Origin of the sequence: Mycobacterium sp. GA-1841 (genome assembly GCF_001954135.1) — a bacterium.
Taxonomy (GTDB): domain Bacteria; phylum Actinomycetota; class Actinomycetes; order Mycobacteriales; family Mycobacteriaceae; genus Mycobacterium.
The window spans coordinates 1-20,824 of the sequence record NZ_MBEQ01000094.1 but is presented as its reverse complement, the minus strand read 5'-3'; the positions used below and the strand labels follow the sequence as shown (position 1 = coordinate 20,824).

21 protein-coding genes are annotated in these 20,824 nt (G+C 65.6%); 8 read left to right on the top strand and 13 right to left on the bottom strand.

All coding sequences use genetic code 11. The annotated features are described in order from the left end of the window. Positions 1 to 3 precede the first annotated feature (3 nt). The 4 genes from A5740_RS21805 to A5740_RS21790 all read right to left on the bottom strand — a co-directional run bounded on the left by A5740_RS21805 (position 4) and on the right by A5740_RS21790 (position 2,991). A complete protein-coding gene (locus A5740_RS21805) occupies positions 4 to 678 on the bottom strand; it encodes a Crp/Fnr family transcriptional regulator (protein ID WP_076197491.1) in 675 nt (224 codons plus the stop codon). A 106-nt stretch (positions 679 to 784) separates the two neighbouring features. Continuing rightward, the gene (locus A5740_RS21800) at positions 785 to 1,447 is read right to left on the bottom strand and encodes a response regulator transcription factor (RefSeq protein ID WP_076197489.1); all 663 of its coding nucleotides are present in this window, start codon (positions 1,445 to 1,447) and stop codon (positions 785 to 787) included. Further along, complete coding sequence (locus tag A5740_RS21795) at positions 1,444 to 2,661, bottom strand: histidine kinase (protein ID WP_076197712.1); 1,218 nt, start codon at positions 2,659 to 2,661, stop codon at positions 1,444 to 1,446. Before A5740_RS21795 ends, A5740_RS21800 begins: the two co-directional genes overlap by 4 nt. An 87-nt stretch (positions 2,662 to 2,748) precedes the next feature. After that, positions 2,749 to 2,991 carry a hypothetical protein gene (locus tag A5740_RS21790; protein ID WP_139335286.1) on the bottom strand — a complete coding sequence of 81 codons (243 nt, stop codon included), beginning with the start codon at positions 2,989 to 2,991 and terminating at the stop codon, positions 2,749 to 2,751. A gap of 127 nt (positions 2,992 to 3,118) precedes the next feature. Here A5740_RS21790 and A5740_RS21785 point away from each other — a divergent pair, with 127 nt between their 5' ends. Further along, positions 3,119 to 4,000 carry a LysR family transcriptional regulator ArgP gene (locus A5740_RS21785; RefSeq protein WP_076197485.1) on the top strand — a complete coding sequence of 294 codons (882 nt, stop codon included), beginning with the start codon at positions 3,119 to 3,121 and terminating at the stop codon, positions 3,998 to 4,000. Here A5740_RS21785 and A5740_RS21780 read toward each other — a convergent pair. After that, the gene (locus tag A5740_RS21780) at positions 3,997 to 4,578 is read right to left on the bottom strand and encodes a TetR/AcrR family transcriptional regulator (protein ID WP_076197483.1); all 582 of its coding nucleotides are present in this window, start codon (positions 4,576 to 4,578) and stop codon (positions 3,997 to 3,999) included. The genes A5740_RS21785 and A5740_RS21780 overlap by 4 nt on opposite strands. A gap of 13 nt (positions 4,579 to 4,591) precedes the next feature. Continuing rightward, positions 4,592 to 5,536 carry an oxygenase MpaB family protein gene (locus A5740_RS21775; protein WP_076197481.1) on the bottom strand — a complete coding sequence of 315 codons (945 nt, stop codon included), beginning with the start codon at positions 5,534 to 5,536 and terminating at the stop codon, positions 4,592 to 4,594. 80 nt (positions 5,537 to 5,616) lie between these two features. On the opposite strand from A5740_RS21775, the gene A5740_RS21770 reads away from it, so the two are divergent. Further along, a complete protein-coding gene (locus tag A5740_RS21770; protein WP_076197479.1) occupies positions 5,617 to 6,105 on the top strand; it encodes an OsmC family protein in 489 nt (162 codons plus the stop codon). An 18-nt stretch (positions 6,106 to 6,123) separates the two neighbouring features. On the opposite strand, the gene A5740_RS21765 is transcribed toward A5740_RS21770, so the two are convergent. The 3 genes from A5740_RS21765 to A5740_RS21755 all read right to left on the bottom strand — a co-directional run bounded on the left by A5740_RS21765 (position 6,124) and on the right by A5740_RS21755 (position 11,203). Then, on the bottom strand, positions 6,124 to 6,639 hold the full coding sequence (locus A5740_RS21765; protein WP_076197477.1) for a GNAT family N-acetyltransferase: 516 nt from the start codon (positions 6,637 to 6,639) through the stop codon (positions 6,124 to 6,126). 41 nt (positions 6,640 to 6,680) lie between these two features. Next, positions 6,681 to 9,992 (bottom strand): NAD-glutamate dehydrogenase domain-containing protein, encoded by a 3,312-nt coding sequence (locus tag A5740_RS21760; protein ID WP_254849289.1) that lies wholly within the window; start codon positions 9,990 to 9,992, stop codon positions 6,681 to 6,683. Positions 9,993 to 10,138: 146 nt separating this feature from the next. Next, the gene (locus A5740_RS21755) at positions 10,139 to 11,203 is read right to left on the bottom strand and encodes a dihydrodipicolinate reductase (protein WP_076197475.1); all 1,065 of its coding nucleotides are present in this window, start codon (positions 11,201 to 11,203) and stop codon (positions 10,139 to 10,141) included. A 101-nt stretch (positions 11,204 to 11,304) separates the two neighbouring features. Here A5740_RS21755 and A5740_RS21750 point away from each other — a divergent pair, with 101 nt between their 5' ends. The 4 genes from A5740_RS21750 to A5740_RS21735 all read left to right on the top strand — a co-directional run bounded on the left by A5740_RS21750 (position 11,305) and on the right by A5740_RS21735 (position 16,081). Next, a complete protein-coding gene (locus A5740_RS21750; protein ID WP_076197474.1) occupies positions 11,305 to 11,979 on the top strand; it encodes a TetR/AcrR family transcriptional regulator in 675 nt (224 codons plus the stop codon). A 123-nt stretch (positions 11,980 to 12,102) separates the two neighbouring features. Further along, positions 12,103 to 12,522: an MmpS family transport accessory protein gene (locus tag A5740_RS21745; protein WP_139335297.1), complete on the top strand. Its 420-nt coding sequence runs from the start codon at positions 12,103 to 12,105 to the stop codon at positions 12,520 to 12,522. Between the two features lie 23 nt (positions 12,523 to 12,545). Next, positions 12,546 to 15,443, top strand: a complete 2,898-nt coding sequence (locus A5740_RS21740) for an RND family transporter (protein WP_076197472.1) — start codon at positions 12,546 to 12,548, stop codon at positions 15,441 to 15,443. A gap of 5 nt (positions 15,444 to 15,448) precedes the next feature. Beyond that, positions 15,449 to 16,081: a TetR/AcrR family transcriptional regulator gene (locus A5740_RS21735; RefSeq protein WP_076197708.1), complete on the top strand. Its 633-nt coding sequence runs from the start codon at positions 15,449 to 15,451 to the stop codon at positions 16,079 to 16,081. Positions 16,082 to 16,448: 367 nt separating this feature from the next. On the opposite strand, the gene A5740_RS21730 is transcribed toward A5740_RS21735, so the two are convergent. After that, the gene (locus A5740_RS21730) at positions 16,449 to 16,652 is read right to left on the bottom strand and encodes a cold-shock protein (RefSeq protein WP_067764348.1); all 204 of its coding nucleotides are present in this window, start codon (positions 16,650 to 16,652) and stop codon (positions 16,449 to 16,451) included. 150 nt (positions 16,653 to 16,802) lie between these two features. Between A5740_RS21730 and A5740_RS21725 the strand changes: the two genes are divergently transcribed. Then, positions 16,803 to 17,279, top strand: coding sequence for a DUF309 domain-containing protein (locus A5740_RS21725; protein ID WP_076197706.1), 477 nt, complete (start codon positions 16,803 to 16,805; stop codon positions 17,277 to 17,279). Here A5740_RS21725 and A5740_RS21720 read toward each other — a convergent pair. Together A5740_RS21720 and A5740_RS21715 are read right to left on the bottom strand one after the other, a co-directional pair. Then, positions 17,276 to 18,229: a DUF808 domain-containing protein gene (locus A5740_RS21720; protein WP_076197471.1), complete on the bottom strand. Its 954-nt coding sequence runs from the start codon at positions 18,227 to 18,229 to the stop codon at positions 17,276 to 17,278. The two genes, A5740_RS21725 and A5740_RS21720, sit on opposite strands and share 4 nt — an antisense overlap. 38 nt (positions 18,230 to 18,267) lie before the next feature. After that, positions 18,268 to 19,680 (bottom strand): NCS2 family permease, encoded by a 1,413-nt coding sequence (locus A5740_RS21715; protein WP_076197470.1) that lies wholly within the window; start codon positions 19,678 to 19,680, stop codon positions 18,268 to 18,270. Positions 19,681 to 19,803: 123 nt separating this feature from the next. Here A5740_RS21715 and A5740_RS21710 point away from each other — a divergent pair, with 123 nt between their 5' ends. After that, positions 19,804 to 20,403: a sigma-70 family RNA polymerase sigma factor gene (locus A5740_RS21710; protein WP_076197469.1), complete on the top strand. Its 600-nt coding sequence runs from the start codon at positions 19,804 to 19,806 to the stop codon at positions 20,401 to 20,403. Here the strand turns inward: A5740_RS21710 and A5740_RS21705 are convergent. Then, a partial coding sequence (locus A5740_RS21705; RefSeq protein ID WP_076197461.1) for a sigma-70 family RNA polymerase sigma factor occupies positions 20,379 to 20,824 on the bottom strand: 446 nt, incomplete at its 5' end. The two genes, A5740_RS21710 and A5740_RS21705, sit on opposite strands and share 25 nt — an antisense overlap.

Sequence of the window (20,824 nt, the reverse complement as noted above, 5' to 3'; positions counted from 1 at the left end):
TTCTCAGTGTGCGCGTTTGGCCAACCGCTCGGCGTTGTCGATCAGAATGCTGCGGCCCTGGACCCGGATCCAACCGCGCTGGGCGAAGTCCGACAGCGCCTTGTTGACGGTCTCGCGCGAGGACCCCACCAGCTGGGCGATCTCTTCCTGGGTCAGCTCGTGATCGACCCGTAGCGCGGTGCCGTCCCGGCTGCCGAACCGCTGCGCGAGGTAGAGCAGCTGCTTGGCCACCCGGCCCGGCACATCGGTGAAGATGAGGTCGGACAAATTGTCATTGGTGCGACGCAACCGCCGGGCCAGCACGCGCAACAGCTGCTCGGCGATCTCGGGCCGATCGGCGATCCACCCCCGCAGCACCACCCGGCTCATCACGACCGTTTTCACCTCGGTCAGCGCGGTCACCGTCGACGTGCGCGGGCCGGGATCGAAGATCGCCAACTCGCCGAACATGTCCGACGGGCCCATCAGCGTGATCAGGCTGTCGCGTCCGTCGGCGGACTTGCGGCCGATCTTCACCTTGCCTGCGGTGATGATGTACAACGTGTCACCGGGCTCGCCCTCGACGAACACCACCTGGCCGCGGCGGAACGTCACCGGCTCCAACTGCTTGACGAGCGCGGCCACGGCATCGGGCGACACCCCTTGGAAGATGCCGGCGCGGGCCAGCACTTCGTTCATGGTTCCCCCTCGGTCAATGCGCCGCACTCGGCTGCTCGTCACGTTTGCGCAGGTTGTACAACAACTACGACTGGCTATCTACCTTACAAGGACGGTGTGAACCCGATCACTGAGGTGCGACCAGTCCGGTGTCGTAGGCGTGGATGATCGCGGCGGCGCGGTCACGGAGGTCGAGCTTGATGAAGATGTGGCCGATGTGGCTCTTGACCGTGAGTCCGGAGATGCTCAGCTCCTCGGCGATCTCCGTGTTCGACCGTCCCTTGGCGATCAACGTCAACACGTCGAGTTCGCGCGCGGTGAGATCACCGACGGCAGCGCTGCGGCGGGGCTCGGCCGATTTGCGGTAGGTGCTGAGCACCCGGGCGGTCACCGCGGGGTCGAGATAGCTGTCGCCCTGGGCCACGGCGCGCACCGCCCGGATCAACTCTTCGGCCGAGGAGTCCTTGAGGACGAATCCGCTGGCTCCGGCGCGCAGGGCACCCGAGAGCAACTCGTCGTCGTTGAAGGTGGTCAGTGCGAGCACGGGAGGTCCGCCGTCGGCGGTCAGTTGGCGGGTGGCCTCGATCCCGTCGACCCGTTTCATCCGCAGATCCATCACCACGACATCGGGGCGGTGCGCAGCGACGGCGTCGGGAACCTCGTCCCCGTCGGCACATTCCGCGACGATCGCGAAACCGTCTTTGCGCCGCAGGATCCGCCGCAGACCGGAGCGCACCAGATCCTGATCGTCGACCAGCACTACGGCGACGTCGGTGGCCGGGCCGGTCATGACCCGAAGGGGCACCCGCGAGGTGCCTGATCGGTGTCGTCCAACGGGATGTTCGTGCGCACCGACCATCCGTGGTCGTCGGGGCCGACGCTGATGATGCCCCCGAGCAGTTCGACGCGCTGACGCATGCCGCGCACGCCGCGGCCTTCTCTGCCGAGGTCGCGCTGTCCGGCGAGGGCGGGTACCGGGAGCCGGTTGCTGACGGTCAGCGTCGCCGACGTGCGGGAAATGCGCAGGAGCACAGTGGCTTCTGCGTCGTGCGCGTGTTTGGCGATGTTGGCCAACGACTCCTGGGCGATGCGGTACAACGCCAGGCCGACGGCGGGCGTGACGGCCTCGGTGCGGCCGGTGACCTCGTGACGAACGTTCAAGCCGGCACGAACGAAATCGTCCAGTAGCCCTGCGATGTCGTCGACCCCGGGTTCAGGCGCCATTCCCATCGGGGCGCCGTCGAGCAGCCCGACCGTACGGCGGATGTCGGCCATGGCTTGCCGGCCCAACCGTTCGGCCTGCTCCAACGCCTCGACGGCGTCGTCGATGTCGCGGTCCTGTTGGAGCCCGCGCCGCGCGCCGGTCACATGCAGCAGGGTCACACTGAGCGAGTGCGCGATGACGTCGTGCACCTCGCGGGCGATCCGCCGGCGCTCGTCGGCCGCGGCGTGCCGGGCCAGCGCGGCCTGCGATTCGTGTTGTTGCCGCATGAGTTGCTGTTGGGTGTGGACGAGATAGCCGACCAACCAACCCATCCCGAGGATGCCAAGGTAGAGCGGCAGGGCGTCGAGGCGGTGCTGTGCCGCGGCGATCAGCAGCAGGGTGGCACCCGACAGCGATGCCAGAAATCCACCCCATACCCCGGTCAGCGAAGCAACCTCACCGACCATCAGCACGGCGATCAGGGGAGCGAAATCATTGGCCACGGGAGTGGCGGTGGCGAACAACAACACCGCCGCGCCGACGGACCAGGTGGCCCACACGATCGGCGCCTTGAACTCGATGCCGGCAAGGTAGAACAACGCGAACGGGGCGACGCAGACCGCCAGCGCCAGCAGGCCCGCAGGCGCGTCTGCGCCCGGCCGCTGCAGCATGGCGACCACACCGACCCCGATCACCGTGGCGTCGAACGACAACACGATGGCCCAGTTGTAGCCCACCGGCAGGGCGTTACCCCGCCGGCGCACGTGCGCCCGTATGTCGCGTGCGATGCCACCGAGCATGGTGTGATCGTAGAAGGTCAAGCGGGTGCCGCGCCTCCTACCAGGGTTGGATTTTTCGGGGCCGGATGTTCGCAACCCGCAAACACCTCAGAGTCGCCACATCTCTCGGGCCATCGCGGCGTCCTCGATGAAACCTTCCCGCAACGGTGGGTAGTAGGGCTGTTTCCACTGCGGACGTGGCGCGGCCGCCAGTGCCGCGCGGATCGCGGCGATCGCGCGCCGCCACCCGGCCGGCCGGGCGACGAGGGCGTCGTTCCCGGACCATCCACGGGCGACGCCTGTCATCGAATTCGCTATCGAGATCGCGGGGGAACGCTGTGCTCGTGTCATGGTTCGACGCTATGAAGCCTGCAGGTCAGGACGCATCGCGCTGCGCTCTGATCTTGACGTACGACCGTGGTAGGAGAACTGCACCGACCATGGGACCAGGTGAGCGTGACGCGATTAGGATCGTCACGTGCAGATCGACGGCCACCAGCTGGCTGCTTTCGCCGCAGTGGTCGAGCTGGGTAGTTTCGATGCGGCCGCCCAGCGGCTGCATGTGACGCCGTCGGCGGTCAGTCAACGCATCAAGGCCCTCGAACAACGCCTCGGTCAGGTCCTCGTGGTGCGCGAAAAGCCTTGCACCGCAACATCTGCCGGTATCCCGCTGCTGCGGCTGGCGGCGCAGACGGCATTGCTGGAGTCCGAGGCCCTCGCGGAGATGGGTGGCGGGTCGGCACAGCGCACCAGGATCGCGCTGGCGGTCAACGCCGATTCGATGGCGACGTGGTTCACCGGGGTGTTCACCCGCGCCTCGGAGTTCCTGTTCGACATCAGGATCGAGGATCAGGATCTTTCGGCACGGCTGTTACGGGAAGGCGTGGTGATGGGCGCGGTCACCACCGAGCGACGGCCGGTACCGGGCTGTCGGGTGTATCCACTGGGGGCGATGCGCTACGTACCGGTGGCCAGTGCGCAGTACGTGCGTCGTCATCTGCCCGCCGGATTCACCCGCGAGGCCGCGTCGGTGGCGCCGTCACTGGCCTGGAATCGGGACGATGCCCTGCAGGACCGGTTGGTGCGCAAAGTGTTCCGCAAGGACATCGTCAGGCCGACGCATTACATTCCGACCGCGGAGGGCTTCGGCGCCGCGGTACGGGCAGGCCTGGGCTGGGGAATGTATCCCGAGGAACTCGTCGACGACGCCTTCGTCCGGATCACCGACCAGTATCTGGACGTGCCGTTGTACTGGCAGTGTTGGAAGCTGGACAGTCCGATGGTCGAGGCGATCACCGCCGCGGTCCGCGCGGCGACTGTCGGGCTGCGGGGTCGGCCGAAGTCGAGCGGACGGGGCTAGTGCACCAGCGGTGCCAGATGCAGACGCGCGTAGGCGCGAACCGCCGCGTCGTCGTTGACATCGAGCACCGGCGAGGGCACCTGGGCCAGTGAGCAGGCCAGGCGGATGTGCAGTTCGGCCACGGCGAGCAACTCGTCATCGGGCATGGTGGCACCGGCCGCCCGCAGCGCCTTCGCCATCGCGGTCGAGGCATGGCGCAGAAACACCGTGGCCTCGTGGTACGCGCCGGCCACCGCGGTGAAATCGGTGTCCAGCCGCAGGAATCGGCGCATCAACGGCTCGGTGGTCAGGAGCCGCAGGCCCTCGCAGAAGGCGGCGACCGCGGCCTCGCTGGGGCCCGAATCGATTGCGACGGTGTGCAACCGGTCCATCGCCAGGTCGAAGGTGCGCCGGCCGAGTTCGGTGATCAAGGCATCGCGGGTGGGAAACCGGCGGTAGAGCGTGCGGCGACTGACCCCGGCCTGTTTGGCGATGACATCGAGGCTGGCGCGGCCCAACCCGACGAGCGACACCTCCTCGGCGGCGGCCTTGAGGATGGCGTCTTCCTGTTCGGACTGGCTGGCGTTGCTGCGGGGCATCGATACCAGTGTGTCAGCCCGCCGCCGGGCAGCCCAGCGGTGCGAAGGAATCCAGACCCACCGACCGGTGCAGGCGCACCAGCTTCTCGTATTGCAGCCGGTTGTAGGCCAGCGGCACCAGCAGGAGGCGGTCCGGCAGGAGGCGCCAGGCGAGCTGGAGTAACCGGGTGTACACGGCGAATTCGCGGTCGTGGCGGGATTGCCAGTGGAACCCGGTGAGCTCGCGGACCCCCGGATGCATGATTCCGAATGAGCACACCTTGATCACCCGGCCGGCGAGCGGCCGAACCACCATCCAGGGCGGCGTGAGCGCTGCCCGCAGGGGTGCGGGGAGCAGCAGCGTGGGTAACGGCAACCGGGTCAGCCCGTCGGTCACCCGGCTCAGGAATTCGTTGTCCGACAACTGGTTTTCCACCATGTCGTCGTAGTAGCAGGTGGCCTCGGCATAGGTCTGCGGCAGCTTCGCCGAGGCGCCCGGGAGTTCGAGGGAGCGAAACGCGTCGAGCAGTTGGGCGTAGGCGGCCTCGTGCTCGGCAGCGTTCATCGTGATGCCCGTCGCCGGGGTGAACGAGCGCAGGACGACGAAGATCCCGCTGATCGCGATCCAGTTCCACAGCTGCGGGTTCAGCGCGCTGTAGCGGACGTCGGCAAAATCGTCCTTGCCGTGCCCGCGGACATCACGGTGCATGGTCTGTAGCCGGCGGCCCTCGGCGGCACGGTCCTCGGCGTCACCCCAGATGGCCAGGAATGCCGAAAAACCGCTGCGCACACCGCGATCGAGGAAGTTGCGTTCGAAGCGGCCGCTGCGGTCCACCGCCGCGGCCACGGGAACCAGGGCCACTTCGTCGAACGCCGCGGCACCGAAGGCGCCGCCCAGGATGCTGCCGGAGTGCCTGCGGAAATCAGCGAGCACTTGCGGTCGTACTACGTCTGTGTCGGCCGCGCTGCCAATAGACATGGCACAAAGTCTAGTTATCCGTGCCAATGTGTCAATGGTGTACCGCGAAGACGTCGCCGTCAGTTGATACCGTCGCGCGCATGGCGAACCGGACGCACCGATACGAGGCAGTGGTCACCTGGACCGGTAACACGGGGTCGGGGACCAGTGGTTACCGCGACTATGCCCGCGACCACGACGTGACGGGTGTCGAGCCGGGCAAGCCGGTGATCGCGGGCAGCGCCGATCCGGCCTTCCGGGGCGACCCGCAGCGCTGGAACCCCGAGGAGCTACTCGTGGTCAGCCTGTCGCAGTGCCACATGCTGTGGTACCTGGCGTTGTGCGCCCGCGACGGCATCACCGTGACCGCCTACCGTGATCGTCCGTCGGGGACGATGAGCGAGAACGCCGAAGGCAGCGGGGTTTTCACCGAGGTCACGTTACGGCCGGAGGTGGCCATCACCGACCCAGAGCAGGTCGGTGAGGCCACCGAACTCCATCACGAAGCCCACCGGATGTGCTTCATCGCCAACTCGGTCAACTTCCCGGTGGGCGCTGAACCCACCGTGACCGCACCGAACGGCGCATGAACATGCGGTTCGGTGTCCTCAGATGTCACCGAACGGTGCGGCGTACCGAATGACGCCCGCGGGGATCGCACTTCCGTCGAGGGCGAGCACCATGAGCGCATCGTCGGGAACCGCGTCGCGCATCGCGACCCCGTGGATCGAGGCCCGGGTGAAACCGAACCTCGGGTAGTACGCCGCGTGCCCGAGGACGGTCACGAAGCGTTCACCCCGCTGCCTGGCCGCGTCGAGAACGGCACCGATCGCTGCGGATCCGGCCCCGGTGCGCTGATACTCGGGTAGTACTGCGCACGGTCCGAGGCACAGCGCGGCGGTGTCGCCGATGTGGCACCGAGTGAGCAACGCGTAGCCCGCCGGTTCCCCGTCCTCGGCCGTCGCAAGCATCGACAGTCCGTTGATCCATCCGGGATCGGCGCGGAGAGTGTCGACGAGATCGGCCTCCTCTGGGGTCGGGAACGCGGCGAGATTGATCCGGCGGACGGTCGGAACGTCCGAGTCGGTCTCCGGGTGGGTGAGCCAATGCAGATGCGTAGTCATATCGGCATCCAGTCTGGCGTCTCCGCCGGCGGCCGGCTAGCTCACCGATGCAGTCTGCGCAGTTGTGCCGTGGCCACCGACAGCGCCGCCAGATCAGGCTCGTCGGCGTCGAGGAACTCGTCCAGCGTGCGCCTGGCCCGGTCCAGCCGCGGACGATTGCAGACCTCGAAATCCGAGATCCGTTCTCCGGCGGGGCCGTCGGCGCCCAGTGTGGTGACGTCGATGGTGAGATCGCGCAACGAGCGGTACAGATCCTCCCGAAGCGCGAGCCGCGCCAGCGCATGCCAGCGGCCGCCGCGGGGAAGCGACGACACCGCCAGCAGCAGCCGGTCCACCCCGAGCCGGTCGGACAGCTCGAAGTAGATCTCGGCCAGTGCCGCGGCGTCCTCACCGCACAGATGTGAACCCTCGATGATGTCGAGAAGGCTGAATGCGTAGAGGGATTCGCTGATCCTTCGGGCAATGTGTCCCGGAACTCCGCGGACGACGAGATCGTCGTACGCCGCGGTGACGGTATCGCGTTCCTGCCCGCGCAACATGGATCCCAGCCGGCCCCGCAGCAGGGCCACCCGGTCGGCGAAACGCGCGATCTCCTGTTCGACGTCGACCGGTTGCGGCCGGTTGAGCACGAACCATCGCGTGGCCCGATCGAGCAGACGGCGCCCTTCGATGATCATGGCGTTGGTCAGCTCCGGCGACAGACCCGCGGAGTAGATGTCCGACCACAGCGAGTCCAGGTCGAACACCTCGGATACCACCGCATGGGCCCGCACGACATCGCCTGCGGCGGCTCCAGTTTCCTCCGCGAGGCGGAAGGCGAACGTCACACCCGAGGTGGCCAGGACGCGGTTGACGATCGCGGTCGTGACGATCTCCCGGCGCAACGGGTGCTCGGGCAGCGGCTCGCCGAGTTGGTACCGCAACGCCGCCGGGAAGTATTGGTTGAGGGGGGCGACGAAGTAGGGGTCGTCGAACATCTCACCGGCGAGCAATTGGGCCTTGAGGTCGAGCTTCACGTGCGCCATCAGGGTGGCCAGCTGGGGGGAGGTCAATCCCCGGCCGTCCTTGGCCAGGTCGGCGAACTGCCCTGGGCTGGGCAGGTTCTCGCGCGAGCGATGCAGCCCCCGTCGGGTTTCCAGATCGGCCGTCATCCGGGCGTGCACATCGACCATCTGAGCCGCATTCGAGCGGGCATCGCTGAGCAGGCGGTTGTGGGCCGTGTTGTTGGCGAGGACGAGCTGGGCCACCTCATCGGTCATCTCGGCGAGCAGGCGGTTGCGGGCCGTGCCGGTGATGACGCCGGACTGTACGGCGGTATTCAGCAGGATCTTGATGTTGACCTCGTGGTCGGAGCAGTCCACTCCCGCCGCGTTGTCGATGGCGTCGGTGTTCACCAACCCGCCCCGGTGGGCGAACTCGATCCTGCCACGTTGCGAGAGGCCGAGATTCCCCCCTTCGACGATGACCCGGGATCGGACCTTGTCGGCATCGATCCGCAGTGAATCGTTGACCTTGTCGCCCACATCGGCGTGCTGCTCATCGCTGGCCTTGATGTAGGTGCCTACGCCGCCGTTGAACAGCAGATCCACTGGGGCCCGCAGGATGTGGCCGATCAATTCGCTCGGGGTCACCCGCACTGCATCGGCGGCGATGCCGAGCGCGGCGCGCATCTCCGGCGTGGTGGTGATGGTCTTGGCGGTGCGCGGCCACACCCCGCCACCGGGGCTGATCGAGGCACGATCGTAGTCATCCCACGACGACTGCGGCAGCTCGAACAGCCGTTGCCGTTCCTTGCGGGCCAGCGCGGTGTCCGGGGTGGGGTCGACGAAGATGTGCCGATGATCGAATGCGGCCACCAGCCGCAGGCCTCGCCGCAGCAGCATCCCGTTGCCGAAGACGTCACCGCTCATGTCGCCGATTCCGACCGCGGAGAACTCGTCGGCGTTCGAGTCGATACCGAGCTCGGCGAGGTGGCTGTCGCCGCTGACCCACGCACCCCGCGCGGTGATGCCCATGGTCTTGTGGTCGTAGCCGGCCGACCCGCCCGAGGCGAACGCGTCGCCCATCCAGTACGCGCGATCGAGCGCCACCGCGTTGGCCGAGTCCGAGAATGTCGCGGTGCCCTTGTCGGCGGCCACCACCAGATAGGGGTCGGATCCGTCGTGGCACACCACGCCGCTGAAGCGGGGGCGGTCATCGGAGCCGACGTCGGGGTCCTTGTCGACGACGTCGAGCAGTGCGCCGACGAACTGCCGGTAGCACCGCAGGCCCTGGACGCGCGCGGATTCGCCGCCCGCGGTGGAGCGGGACTTGACGACGAACACCCCTTTGGCGCCGGCGGGCACGATCATCGCGTTCTTGACCGCCTGTGCTTTGACCAACCCCAGGACTTCGGTCCGATAGTCGTCGTGGCGGTCCGACCAGCGCAGCCCGCCGCGGGCGACCAGCCCGAAGCGCAGGTGCAACCCTTCGAATTCCGGTGAGTAGACGAAGATTTCGGAAACCGGACGAGGCTGGGGCAGCTCGTCGATCGACTGCGCCGCCAGCTTGTGCACCAGATAGGGCATCGTGACCGAGAGGGCGTCGGGAGCAAAGGCATTGGTGCGCACGGTGGCCCTGATCAGGTTGTGATACGCGCGCAGGATGCGATCGGCATCAATGTGCAGCACCTGGTCGATCTCGGCGGCCACCAACTGTTCTGCCTCGGCCATGCGGTCGACGCGAGGAGCGCTGTCGGCGGGCTGCCCGGTGCGGTCGAACCGGGCCTCGAACAACGCCAGCAAGGCCTGGGCCGCGCGCGGATTGTCCAGCAACACCCGCTGGATTCGTGACTGGCCGTACGGCAGTGGCAGCTGGCGCAGATAGCGACTGTAGCTGCGCAGCGCACTGACCTGCCGCCAGTTCAACGAGGCTCGCAGGATCAGTGCGTTGAACCCGTCGGCTTCGATCCGGCCGGCCCAGATCGCCTGGAACGTCTCGCGGATCCGGTCAAGCGCGCCTTCCTGTTGCTCCGCCAGCGCCTCGGCCACATCGGGGCCGGGCTGCAGCACCAGGTGGTAGACGTGGCACACCTGTCCGTCCGGTCGCGTCCAGATGTCGGCCTGCTCTTCGAGCACCTCCAGGTCCAGGCTCTGCAGTGCGGGCAGCATCCGGCGCAGGGGGACGGGGGTGACGGCGGCGAGAGCGAAACGAAGCCGGCTGTCGCCGGTGCCGGCTCGGTCCAGGTTCACCGCGATCGCGTCACCGGCCAGTTCGTCGAGCGCCTTGGTGTCCAGCAATCGGTTGGGTACCACGACCCCGGCCTGTAGGTCTTGAATCTGCGGCTCAATGGGGTTGGCGCGCAACGAGTCCACGGTTCTGTCCAATCGTCGTTGATCGATGCCGTCGGTTGCGTTCGACGGATGGACCAATCCTGAGGTGTGGAGAACCGCTAGGAGCCTTGCACAGTGTCAGCGATACGAGGCTCGTCGTTACATTGTGTCGGCCGGGGTATGACCGCCTAACTTGCCGGCACCACTCCGCGCGGCAGGATCAACGGCAGATCGTTGTAGGTGACGATACCGGGCGCGGCATCGACCACAGCCGGGATCGCGTTGATCGGGGGAGTCGCGGTCATGATGTGGCCGAGCACCATGAACTCCTCCAGGGTGGTGGCCTCGAAGTCCGGGGGCGGCAGGAAGCCGACCTTCATCGTCACGGTGGGGCGTCCGGCGACCTCGATCACCCAGCCGTCCTGATCGATCTGCCAATCAGGTTGCAAGGTCTGGCCTTTGCGCCACCGCAGGGTCAGCTCGACCCGCGTAACACCCCCGACGATCCCCTTCCAGCTGACGAACACCCCGGCGACGCCGCCGGCCGGAATCGTCCACGAGCCGAGATCGAGATCCTCGGTGGTCTGGGCGTATTCGGCGTCGCAGCGGACCTCGTCGAACTCGATGCCCAGTGCATCGCCGATCATCCGCACCGCCTCACCGAACACCCCGGTGCCCTGTGCGGTCATCGCCTGAAGATCGGGATGGTCGATGGGCTGGCCGAACCCGACGGGCTTTTCGGTGTCCGGCGAATCGTAGAACGTGGTGTCGGCGGCCTCGTTGACGGTGATCTTGTCCACCCGGTCGCAGATGCCGGCCGCGACGATGGCCAGCTGGTTGACGTAACCGGGGCTGATACCGGACCCGAACATCGTCGAGGAGCCCTTGCGGCAGGCCTCGGCGATCCGGTCGCGACCCTCGCCCTGGTTGTGTCCGGTGATGAAGGAAGCGGTCGCGACGACGTTGACGCCGGCCGACAGGATCTCGACCAGCTCGTCGACGTCGATCCACATCGGGTTGTACACCACCACATCGGGTTTGAGGGCCAGCAGCGCCTGGACGTCATTGGTGGCGGTGATCCCCGTGGGCTCGATGCCGACGAGCTCACCGACATCCTTTCCGGCCTTGTCCGGCGACCAGGCGTAGCACCCCACCAGTTCCAAGGTCGGGTTCTTCACGATGGCCGCCACCGAACTCTTGCCGACGTTTCCCGTCGTCCACTGCACCACCCGGTATGGAGAAGTCTGCGACACGGCGGTGGCTCCCTTCCTTGGTTTCGGGCAGTTTTCCACGCCCGTGAGAAAAAAGGAAGAGTGCGCGGTCGTTTCTGTCGTGGACAACTAGAATTTGCTGCGTGAGCACCGAAAACGCGCCACGTCGGGGACGGGGCCGGCCACCGCGGATCGATCAGAAGCAGATCGTTGCCGCGGCACGCGCCATCGCCCCGGGCGCGTTGACGATGCAGGCGGTGGCCGATGCCCTCGGCGTGGACCGCACGACGTTGCACTACTACGTCGGCGATCGCGATGGTCTGCTCGAGCTGGTCGTGACCGACCTGTTCGAAAACGAGTTACGGGCGATCAAGTTGCCCGAGGATGCGAGCTGGCAGGAGATCCTGCGGGCCTATGGCTGCGCCATTCGTCAGGGGGTTCTCAAACTCGGCGTGACGGCGACCAGTTTCCGGTTGAGCGGTACCGGAGGTGCCGCCGGCCTGGCCCTCGCCGAGCAGGTGCTCGTGGCCCTGACCGCGGCCGGATTCCACGTCGACGACGCCGGGCGGGTGCTCACCCTGGTGGCCGGGCTGGCGATGTCGGCTGCCCACGATGTCCTCGGATCGGCTCAATCGCGACTGCATCATCAGACGCCCGAGGTCGAGCGTGCTCTGAAAGATCTTGCTTCAAGCGACTTTCCACTGCTCGGTGGCGTCGTCGCGCAGCGTGGCATCGATGTGGTCGCGGCCGGAGACTTCGACTTCAACTTCAACCTCGACATCGTCATCGCCGGCCTCGAGCGGTACTTGAACAGGTAGAGCCGAATCGCCGATCGAAGAGCGGGCGAGTACAGTACGGAGCGTCCTCTTGGGCGGAACCGGGGTTCCGTCTGGGTAAATTTTCGTGAAGTGGCACGTCGGGGAGGCGCAACGGTGTTCAAGTTGCTCAAGAAAGCGTGGATACCGATTGTGCTGGTGGTCGTCGTCGGCCTGGGCGCGTACGCGATCCTTCGAATTCGGGAGACCGATAAGCAGGGGCCGAACTTGGCGGAGGGCTCCGGAATCACCGAGAACTTCAATCCGAAGCACATCAAGTACGAGATCACTGGCTCCGGGGGGACGGCTAATATCAACTACCTCGACGAGTACGGTCAACCGAATCTCATCGAAAACGCGCCGCTGCCATGGTCTTTCACGATCGTGACGACGCTGCCGTCCATGTCGGCCAACATCATGGCGCAGGGTGAGGGCGACGTTAGCGGTCTTGGCTGCCGGGTGACTGTCGACGACGACGTGCGCGATGACCGGACGAGCACCGACACCTTCAAACCGTTCATCTACTGCTTGGTGAAATCCGTATGAGCACTGCGAAGAGGAGCGAGCGAATGGGCACTGCGCACTCGAAGCCCCATCGTCCCTTCCTGGGCCACATGGTCCGGGTCTTCTCACTGCCGATCATCGTGTTCTGGGTGCTGCTCACGGTTGCCCTGGGAGCTCTTGTCCCGTCGCTCGACGAGGTCGCGGCATCCCGGTCGGTGCCGCTGAGTCCCACCACCTCGGACTCGTACAAGGCGATGCTCAACATCGGCAAGGTGTTCCAGCAGTACGATTCGGACTCCTCAGCGATGGTCGTGCTGGAGAGCGAGGAACCTGTCGGTGCGGCCGCGCACAAGTACTACGACGAGATCGTCGCCAAACTGAAGGCCGATACCGAGCACGTCCAGAATGTCCAGGACTTCTGGAGCGATCCGATGACCGCGGCGGGCTCGCAGAGCGTGGACGGGAAGTCCGCCTATGTGCAGATCTTCCTGGCCGGGGACCAGGGCACCAGCAGGAGTCACGAGTCCGTCGCTGCCGTGCGTGACATCGTGGCCTCGGTGCCCGCCCCGCCAGGCATCACGGCCCACGTCGCCGGAAACAGCGTGCTCAACGCCGACACCAGCGTGGCAGGCCATCAAAGTATGGCGAAAATGGAGTTGGTGTCGGTCGCCGTCATCATCGTGATGCTGCTCGCCATCTACCGCTCCATCGTCACGTTGCTCATTTCGATGGTTGTCATTCTTCTGGAATTGTTTGCTGCACAGGGTGTTACAGCAACCGCCGGATACTTCAACATCATCGGTCTGACCCCATACGCGGTGAGCATGGTGACCATGCTGGCCCTGGCTGCCGGCACGGATTATGTGATCTTCCTCCTGGGTCGATATCACGAGGAGAGATCGAAGGGCCTGGAGCGCGAAGACGCGTTCTATGTGGCCTACAGCGGCGTATCGCACGTCATCCTCGGCTCCGGGTTGACGATCGTCGGGGCCTGCCTGTGCCTCACCATGACCACGCTGCCCTACTTCCAGACCATGGGTCTGCCCTGCGCCATCTCGGTTCTGGTGATCATCATCGCCGCACTGACATTGGCGCCTGCGGTCCTGACCATCGCGTCGAAGTTCGGTCTGCTCGATCCCAAGCACAAGATCGCGTCACCGGGGTGGCGCAAGGTCGGCACGTCGGTGGTGCGCTGGCCCATCCCGATCGTCTTCGTCACCAGCGTGATCGCCGTCATCGGCTTCGTCGCCCTGATGACCTACGTACCGCAGTACAACGACAAGCAGTTCACCCCCGCCGATATGCCGGCGAACCTCGCCATGGGCGTTGCTGATCGGCACTTCTCACAAGCCCGGATGAACCCTGAGTTGCTGATGCTCGAGGCCGATCACGATCTGCGTACCCCGTCGGACATGCTCGTCATCGAAAAGGTCGCCAAGAACGTGATGCACATGCGGGGCATCGAGCGGGTGCAGACCATCACCCGGCCCTTGGGTGCGCCGATCGAGCACAGCTCGATCCCGTTCCTGCTTGGTGCGCAGAACGCCAGCACGCTGCAGTCCGCCAAGTTCAACAACGACAACTCCGCGCAGATGCTCGAACAAGCCGACGAGATGAGCAAGACCGTCGCCAGCATGGAACGCATGTACGCCATTACGAAGGAGATGACCGAAACCACCCATAGCATGGTGGGCCGGACCCATGAGATGGTGGAAACGACCAAGCAACTGCGAGACAGCATCTCGGATTTCGATGACTTCTTTCGGCCGCTGCGTAACTACTTCTATTGGGAACCGCACTGCTATGACATTCCAGTCTGCTGGTCCCTGCGGTCCATATTCGATGCGCTGGACGGTATCGATAAACTGTCTGACCAAATTCAAGGCTTAACAGTAGATCTCGATCGGCTGGACCAACTGCTGCCGCAGATGCTGCCGGTTCTGCAGGACACCATCGGGACGATGAAGCGGATGCGCGATTTCATGATCGCGACGCACAGCACCATGGCCGGCACCCAGGCCGCGCAACAGGAGGCGGCGAAGGGCGCGACGGAGATTGGCCTGTACTTCGATCAGGCCAAGAACGACGACATGTTCTACCTGCCGCCGGATGTGTTCGAAAACCCTGACTTCAATCGTGCGGTCAAGATGTTCATGTCGCCCGACGGCAAGGCGGTCAGGATGATCATCACCCACCAGGGCGACCCGGCCTCGGTGGACGGCATCGAGCATGTCCGTGACCTCAAAGGTGTTGTCGCCGATGCTCTCAAGGGCACCCCGCTGGCCAGTGCGAAGGTTTCGCTTGCCGGCACGGCATCGATGTACAGCGACATGCAGGATGGCGTGGTAACCGATCTGATGATCGTGGTGATCGCGGCGATGATCCTCATTTTCAGCATCATGTTGATCATCACCCGAAGTGTGGTGGCCGCCTTGGTGATCGTGGGCACCGTGGCCGCATCCCTGGGCACCGCGTGTGGTTTGTCGGTGCTGCTCTGGCAGGACATCCTGGGCCTGGGCGTGCAGTGGATCGTGATCCCGCTGTCGATGGTGATCCTGCTGGCAGTCGGGTCGGACTACAACTTGCTGGTGGTCTCGCGCTTCAGAGAAGAGATACACGCCGGACTCAATACCGGGATCATCCGCGGGATCGGGGCGACCGGACGCGTAGTCACCGCGGCCGGCCTGGTGTTCGCCTTCACCATGATGTCGATGATCGTGTCGGATCTGCGCGTGGTCGGCCAACTCGGTATGACCATCGGTATCGGCCTGGTCGTGGACACGCTGATCGTGCGCTCGTTCATGACGCCCTCGATCGCGGCGGCGCTGGGCCGCTGGTTCTGGTGGCCGCTCAACACTTTTGAGATCACCCGGCAGGGGCGCCTCGAACGTGAGCGGAAGCAGGCCGCGGCGGTCGGTGCTGTCGACGACAACACCGCACCGATTCCGCCGCACAACGCGTGAACGTGATGGCTGAGCAGGACCATTCGCCGGACGCACGCTCGAAGTTGCGGCGGCGCACCGACGGACGTCTCGACCGATCGCGTGACGCCGCCATCCTCGACGCGGCGTTGGCGGCGTTGGCCGAGAACGGTTATGTCAACACCAACATGAACGACATCGCCGCGCGGGCCGGAGTGGGAAAGGCGGCGATCTACCGGCGCTGGTGCTCGAAGGCGGCGTTGATCACCGATGCCCTGGTGTACTGGCGGCCCGACCTGCTGGCTGACGACGCGCCCGACACCGGCAGTCTGGAAGGCGATTTCGACGAACTGGTGCGGCGGGCGGTGCGCAACGACGAGGAGCGCTTCTCCTACGACCTCGTGCTCCGGGCCGCGGTAGAGGCCACCCACGATCCCCATCTCGCCTCGGCCCTCGACGATCTGATGTTGCTCAAGGGCAGGCGAGTGGTGACGGCAATCTTGGTGCAGGCCGCCGCTCGCGGGGAGGTGTCGCCCGAGAAGGACTGGTCGCTGGTAGCCGACGTGATGACCGGGATGTGCCTGATGCGGGTGATCGGTGGACAGGGCGTCGATGCGACATTCATCCGGGATGTCATCGACACACTGATTTTGCCCGCGGTGCGCGTCGCCGGCGATTGACGTCGGCGCGCGGTTCTCCGGCAGCCGGTCGCGCTGAGTTGACCGGGGTGTAGATTCGAAGACAGCCAGTGATTATCCGTCGCTTGGTTTCTCATACCTGTGCGGTAGTTCCGCACCTCGCAAGGACCACTTTTATGGATTCGTCCGAATTATTTTCGCACTCTGACCAGCGGCTGCAGATGCCGGTGGCCGAGGCCTCGAGCGAACCGGTGGAGGCACCGGTTTTCTCTGATCGTGCGGTACCGCAGCCTCATGCCGATGCGCCGTCATCGTGACCGGCCTGACCGCCGCTCGAAACGTCGTCTGAAACCAGATGGGCTGGTACGGAAGTCATCCGTACCAGCCCACTGTCAGATCTTGGGGGCGATCAGATCGCCGTGACTCCCACTGCCTGGGGGCCCTTGGCACCCTGGGTGATCTCGAACTCGACGCGCTGGTTCTCATCGAGGGAGCGGAATCCGCTTCCGGTGATCTCAGAGTAGTGAACGAAGACGTCAGCGGCGCCGCCGTCAGGAGCGATGAAGCCGAAGCCCTTTTCGCCGTTGAACCATTTCACAGTTCCCTGTGCCATATTTTACTTCTCTCTTGTGAATCCGGACGTACCAAAAACGTCCGGGCTCAGTATTGCACGGGAAGTCGCCAGGCACACAAATGTTCTTGACGGCTCATGGAATTCGCGGGGCAGGCAAGCGGCGACCGCGGCGTCGCGGAGAATCGAGAAATGACCGATCGGGATCGTGACGAGTCGGGCAAGGCCCGCAACAGCCGGCCCCGCGACGCACTGGGCCGGCCGCTGCCGCATGGCAGCCAGGGGGTACCGCGCATCCCCGACGATCTGACGCTGTCGCCCGACGACTCACTTGCCTACGCACAACAGTTGCTCGACGGCGGATTGGCCTTCAACGCCCACGAGGTACTGGAAGTGGCGTGGAAGCAGGCCCCGGATGCGCACCGCGCGATGTGGCAGGGATTGGCGCAGCTCGCGGTGGGCATCACCCATGTTCAGCGCGGCAATCCCACGGGTGCGCTCACGGTGCTGGCGCGGGCGGCAGAACGGCTCGGTGAGACACCGAGACCCGCGCCGCACGACGTCGATGTCGACGGGCTGATCGGCCAGGCGCGGTCCTTGATCGACGATGTGCGCGACGGGCACGAGATCGCCGCTGAGCGGTTGCGGCCGGGCCTGCGACGGGCCTAGTGCGCGTCTTTCTTCTTGCCGAACGGCAGCACATGCATGATCCCGACGACCACGGTGCCGACCACCAGACCGATGACCGCGGATGCCGCGGTGTTGGTCAGCCAGGCCAGCACGCCACCGAACCCGCCGCCCACCGCGTGACGGACGGCTTCTTCAGCATGGTGAACCACGCCGTAGACGGTATGCCAGCCCAAGGTGTCGGTGCCCACGAGCAGGATGTGTCCACCGACCCAGAGCATCGCGACCGTACCGATGGTGGACAGCGCGGACAGCAGCTTGGGCATCCCGGCCACCAGGCCGCGGCCGATCTTCTGCGAAACCTTCGACGAGCGCTGGGCCAACAACAGGCCGATGTCGTCCATTTTCACGATGCCGGCCACCACGCCGTACACCGCCGCGGTGATCACCAGCGCGACGACGACCAGGATGATCAGTCGCGGTACGAAGGTCTGGTTGGCCACCTCGTTGAGCGCGATCACCATGATCTCGGCGGACAGGATGAAGTCGGTGCGGATCGCGCCGGTGATCATGTACTTTTCGGCGTCGCCGCCGACGGTCGTGGCCGGCTCGCCGTGCGAACCGTGCCCGCCGTGGCCGAGGAAGCGTCCCCAGACCTTCTCGGCGCCCTCATAGCAGAGATAGGTCGCGCCGACCATCAGGATCGGGGTCAGCAGCCACGGCGCAAACTGGCTCAGCAGCAATGCCGCCGGCAGGATGAAGACGATCTTGTTGCGCAGCGATCCGATCGCGATGCGCTTGATGACGGGGAGCTCGCGGTCGGCGGTGATGCCGTGGACGTACTGCGGTGTCACCGCGGTGTCGTCGATCACCACACCGGCCGCCTTGGCGGTGGCCTTGCCCGTCGCGGCGCCGATGTCGTCGATGGACGCCGCGGCCAGCCGCGCCAACGCGGCAATGTCGTCGAGCAAGCCGAACAGGCCGGCGCTCACTTTTCTGCCATCCCCATGACCGTGAAGGCTACCGGCCCCTACATGCCGATGAGTGACTCGATCCAGCCGCGGGCGAAGTACAGGATGAAGCCGGCCGCGACGATCCACAACAGTGGGCTGACCTCACGGGCCTTGCCTGCGGCCGACCGCAGCACGGCCCAGGCTACGAAGCCCACGCCGATGCCGTTGGCGATCGAATAGCTGAACGCCATCGTCGCCACGGTGAGGACCACGGGCAGGGCCATTGAGAACTCGGAGAGATCGATGTGGCGCAGCTGCGAGACCATCATCGCGCCGACGATCACCAGCGCGGCCGCGGCGACCTCGGTGGGCACGATGGAGGCCACCGGCGCGACGAACATGGCCGCCAGGAACAGCAGCCCGGTGATCAGGTTGGCAAAGCCGGTGCGCGAACCCTCCTCGATACCCGCGCCGGATTCGATGAAGACGGTGTTCGACGAGGCGGAGGCGGACCCGCCGACGACGGCACCGGCGCCCTCGACGATCAGTGCCGAGCGCAGTCGCGGAAAGTTCCCCTCGGAGTCGGACAGCCCGGCCTCACGCGACAGTCCCGTCATCGTCCCCATGGCATCGAAGAAGTTGGCGAAGACCAGGGTGAACACCAACATCATCGCCGCCAGCGCGCCGATCCGGCTGAAGCTGCCCATGCTGACCTCACCGACCAGGGACAGGTCCGGCAGCGCGAACGGTGAGCCGGACAGGGTCGGCACCGACAGCCCCCAGCCGCCGGGCTTGTCCTGTGCCGACCCGAGATGCCAGATCGCCTCGACGATCACCGCCACGACGGTGCCGGTGACCAGACCGATCAGGATGCCGCCGCGGACTTTCCGGGCCACCAGGATGCCGGTCACCAGCAAGGTGAACACGAAGACGACGGTGGGCACGGTGTTGATCGATCCGACGCCGCCGGTGCCCAGCCCGACCGGGGGAGACGGCAGCCCGGTCGAGCCCACGAATCCGGCGTCGACCAGGCCGATGAACAGGATGAACAAGCCGATACCGGCGGTGATCGCCAGTTTGAGTTGCATCGGGACCGCGTCGAACACGAGACGACGAAAACCGCTGGCCGCCAGCGCGACGATGATGATGCCGTCGATGACCACCAGGCCCATGGCTTCGGGCCAGGTGAGGGTGCCCACCACGGTGGTGGCCAGAAACGAGTTGATGCCCAGGCCGGCGGCGAACGCGAACGGCAACCGCGCGACGATGCCGAAAAGAATCGTCATCACACCGGCCGCCAGGCAGGTGGTGGCCGACACCTGGGCGAATTCGAGTTTGTTGCCGTCGACGTCAGCCGAGCCGGAGAGGACTACCGGGTTCAGCACGATGATGTAGGCCATCGCGATGAAGGTGACCAGGCCTCCGCGGATCTCGGAGGGGACCGTCGAACCACGGGCCGAAATCTCGAAGAAGCGATCGAGTCGATTCATAACCGATGAGCCTAAGGTGACGGCGTGATGCGTGCGTTGCATTGCCGTCAGTGTCCGGCCGCGGCAGTCACGTGTCCGAAAATCGCTTGACCTCAAGTTACGTTCAGATGTGATGCTGCAGGTATGAACGACGACGGGCGGGTGGAGCGGTTCGAGCGCGACGCGCTGCCGCTGTTGGATCAACTCTATGGGGCCGCACGGCGATACACACGCAACGCCGCAGACGCCGAAGACCTCGTGCAGGAGACACTTCTCAAGGCCTACAGCGGTTTTCACACCTTCCACCCGGGATCCAACGCGCGCGCGTGGCTGTTTCGGATCATGTACAACAACTGGATCAACAGCTACCGTGCCCGCCAACGGGCCGTGAGCGAGCACCTTTGCGAAGACTTCGCCGATTGGCAGTTGTCCGCCGAGGGCCGGCACACGTCCACCGGCTTGCGCTCAGCCGAAGTGGAAGCCCTCGAAGCGATGCGCGACGACGACATCGCCGACGCACTCGACGCGATCCCCGCGGCCAACCGGATGACCGTGTACTTCGCCGACGTGGAGGGCTATCACTACCGCGAAATCGCCTCCCTGATGGGAACTCCCGTCGGCACCGTGATGTCCCGACTGGCCCGCGGGCGTAAACGGCTGCGCGAGTTGCTCGCCGACGTGGCGCGCGATCGTGGCATCGGCCGGGACACCAGTACGGATCAGGCCGCTGTCCCGTCGTCCTGACCGGAGCCCAAATAGCCTCTGGCAACGGCAGCTTCGGCGAGCCGCTTCCGTAGATTGCGACGCGCCCGGTGCAACCGCGACATCACGGTGCCCACCGGAATATCCATGAGCTCGGCGATCTCCTTGTACCGGAAGCACGCAACGTCGGCGTAGTACACGATGACCCGCTGAAAATCGGGCAGTGCCTCCATCGCGTGGCGCACCTCGTCGTCGCCCATGGCTTCCAGCGCGGCCAGCTCGGCCGAGGCCAACTCGATCGGAGAACCCGCCAGCGCCGCGGCCAGCTGGGCGTCGGTGACCGATTCCGTCAGCACCTCCTCGGGCCGACGCTGCGCCGTGCGGTAGGAGTTGATCCAGGTGTTCGTCAGAATCTTGAACAGCCAGGCCCGAATGTTGGTGCCCTCGGAAAAAGTGTGAAAAC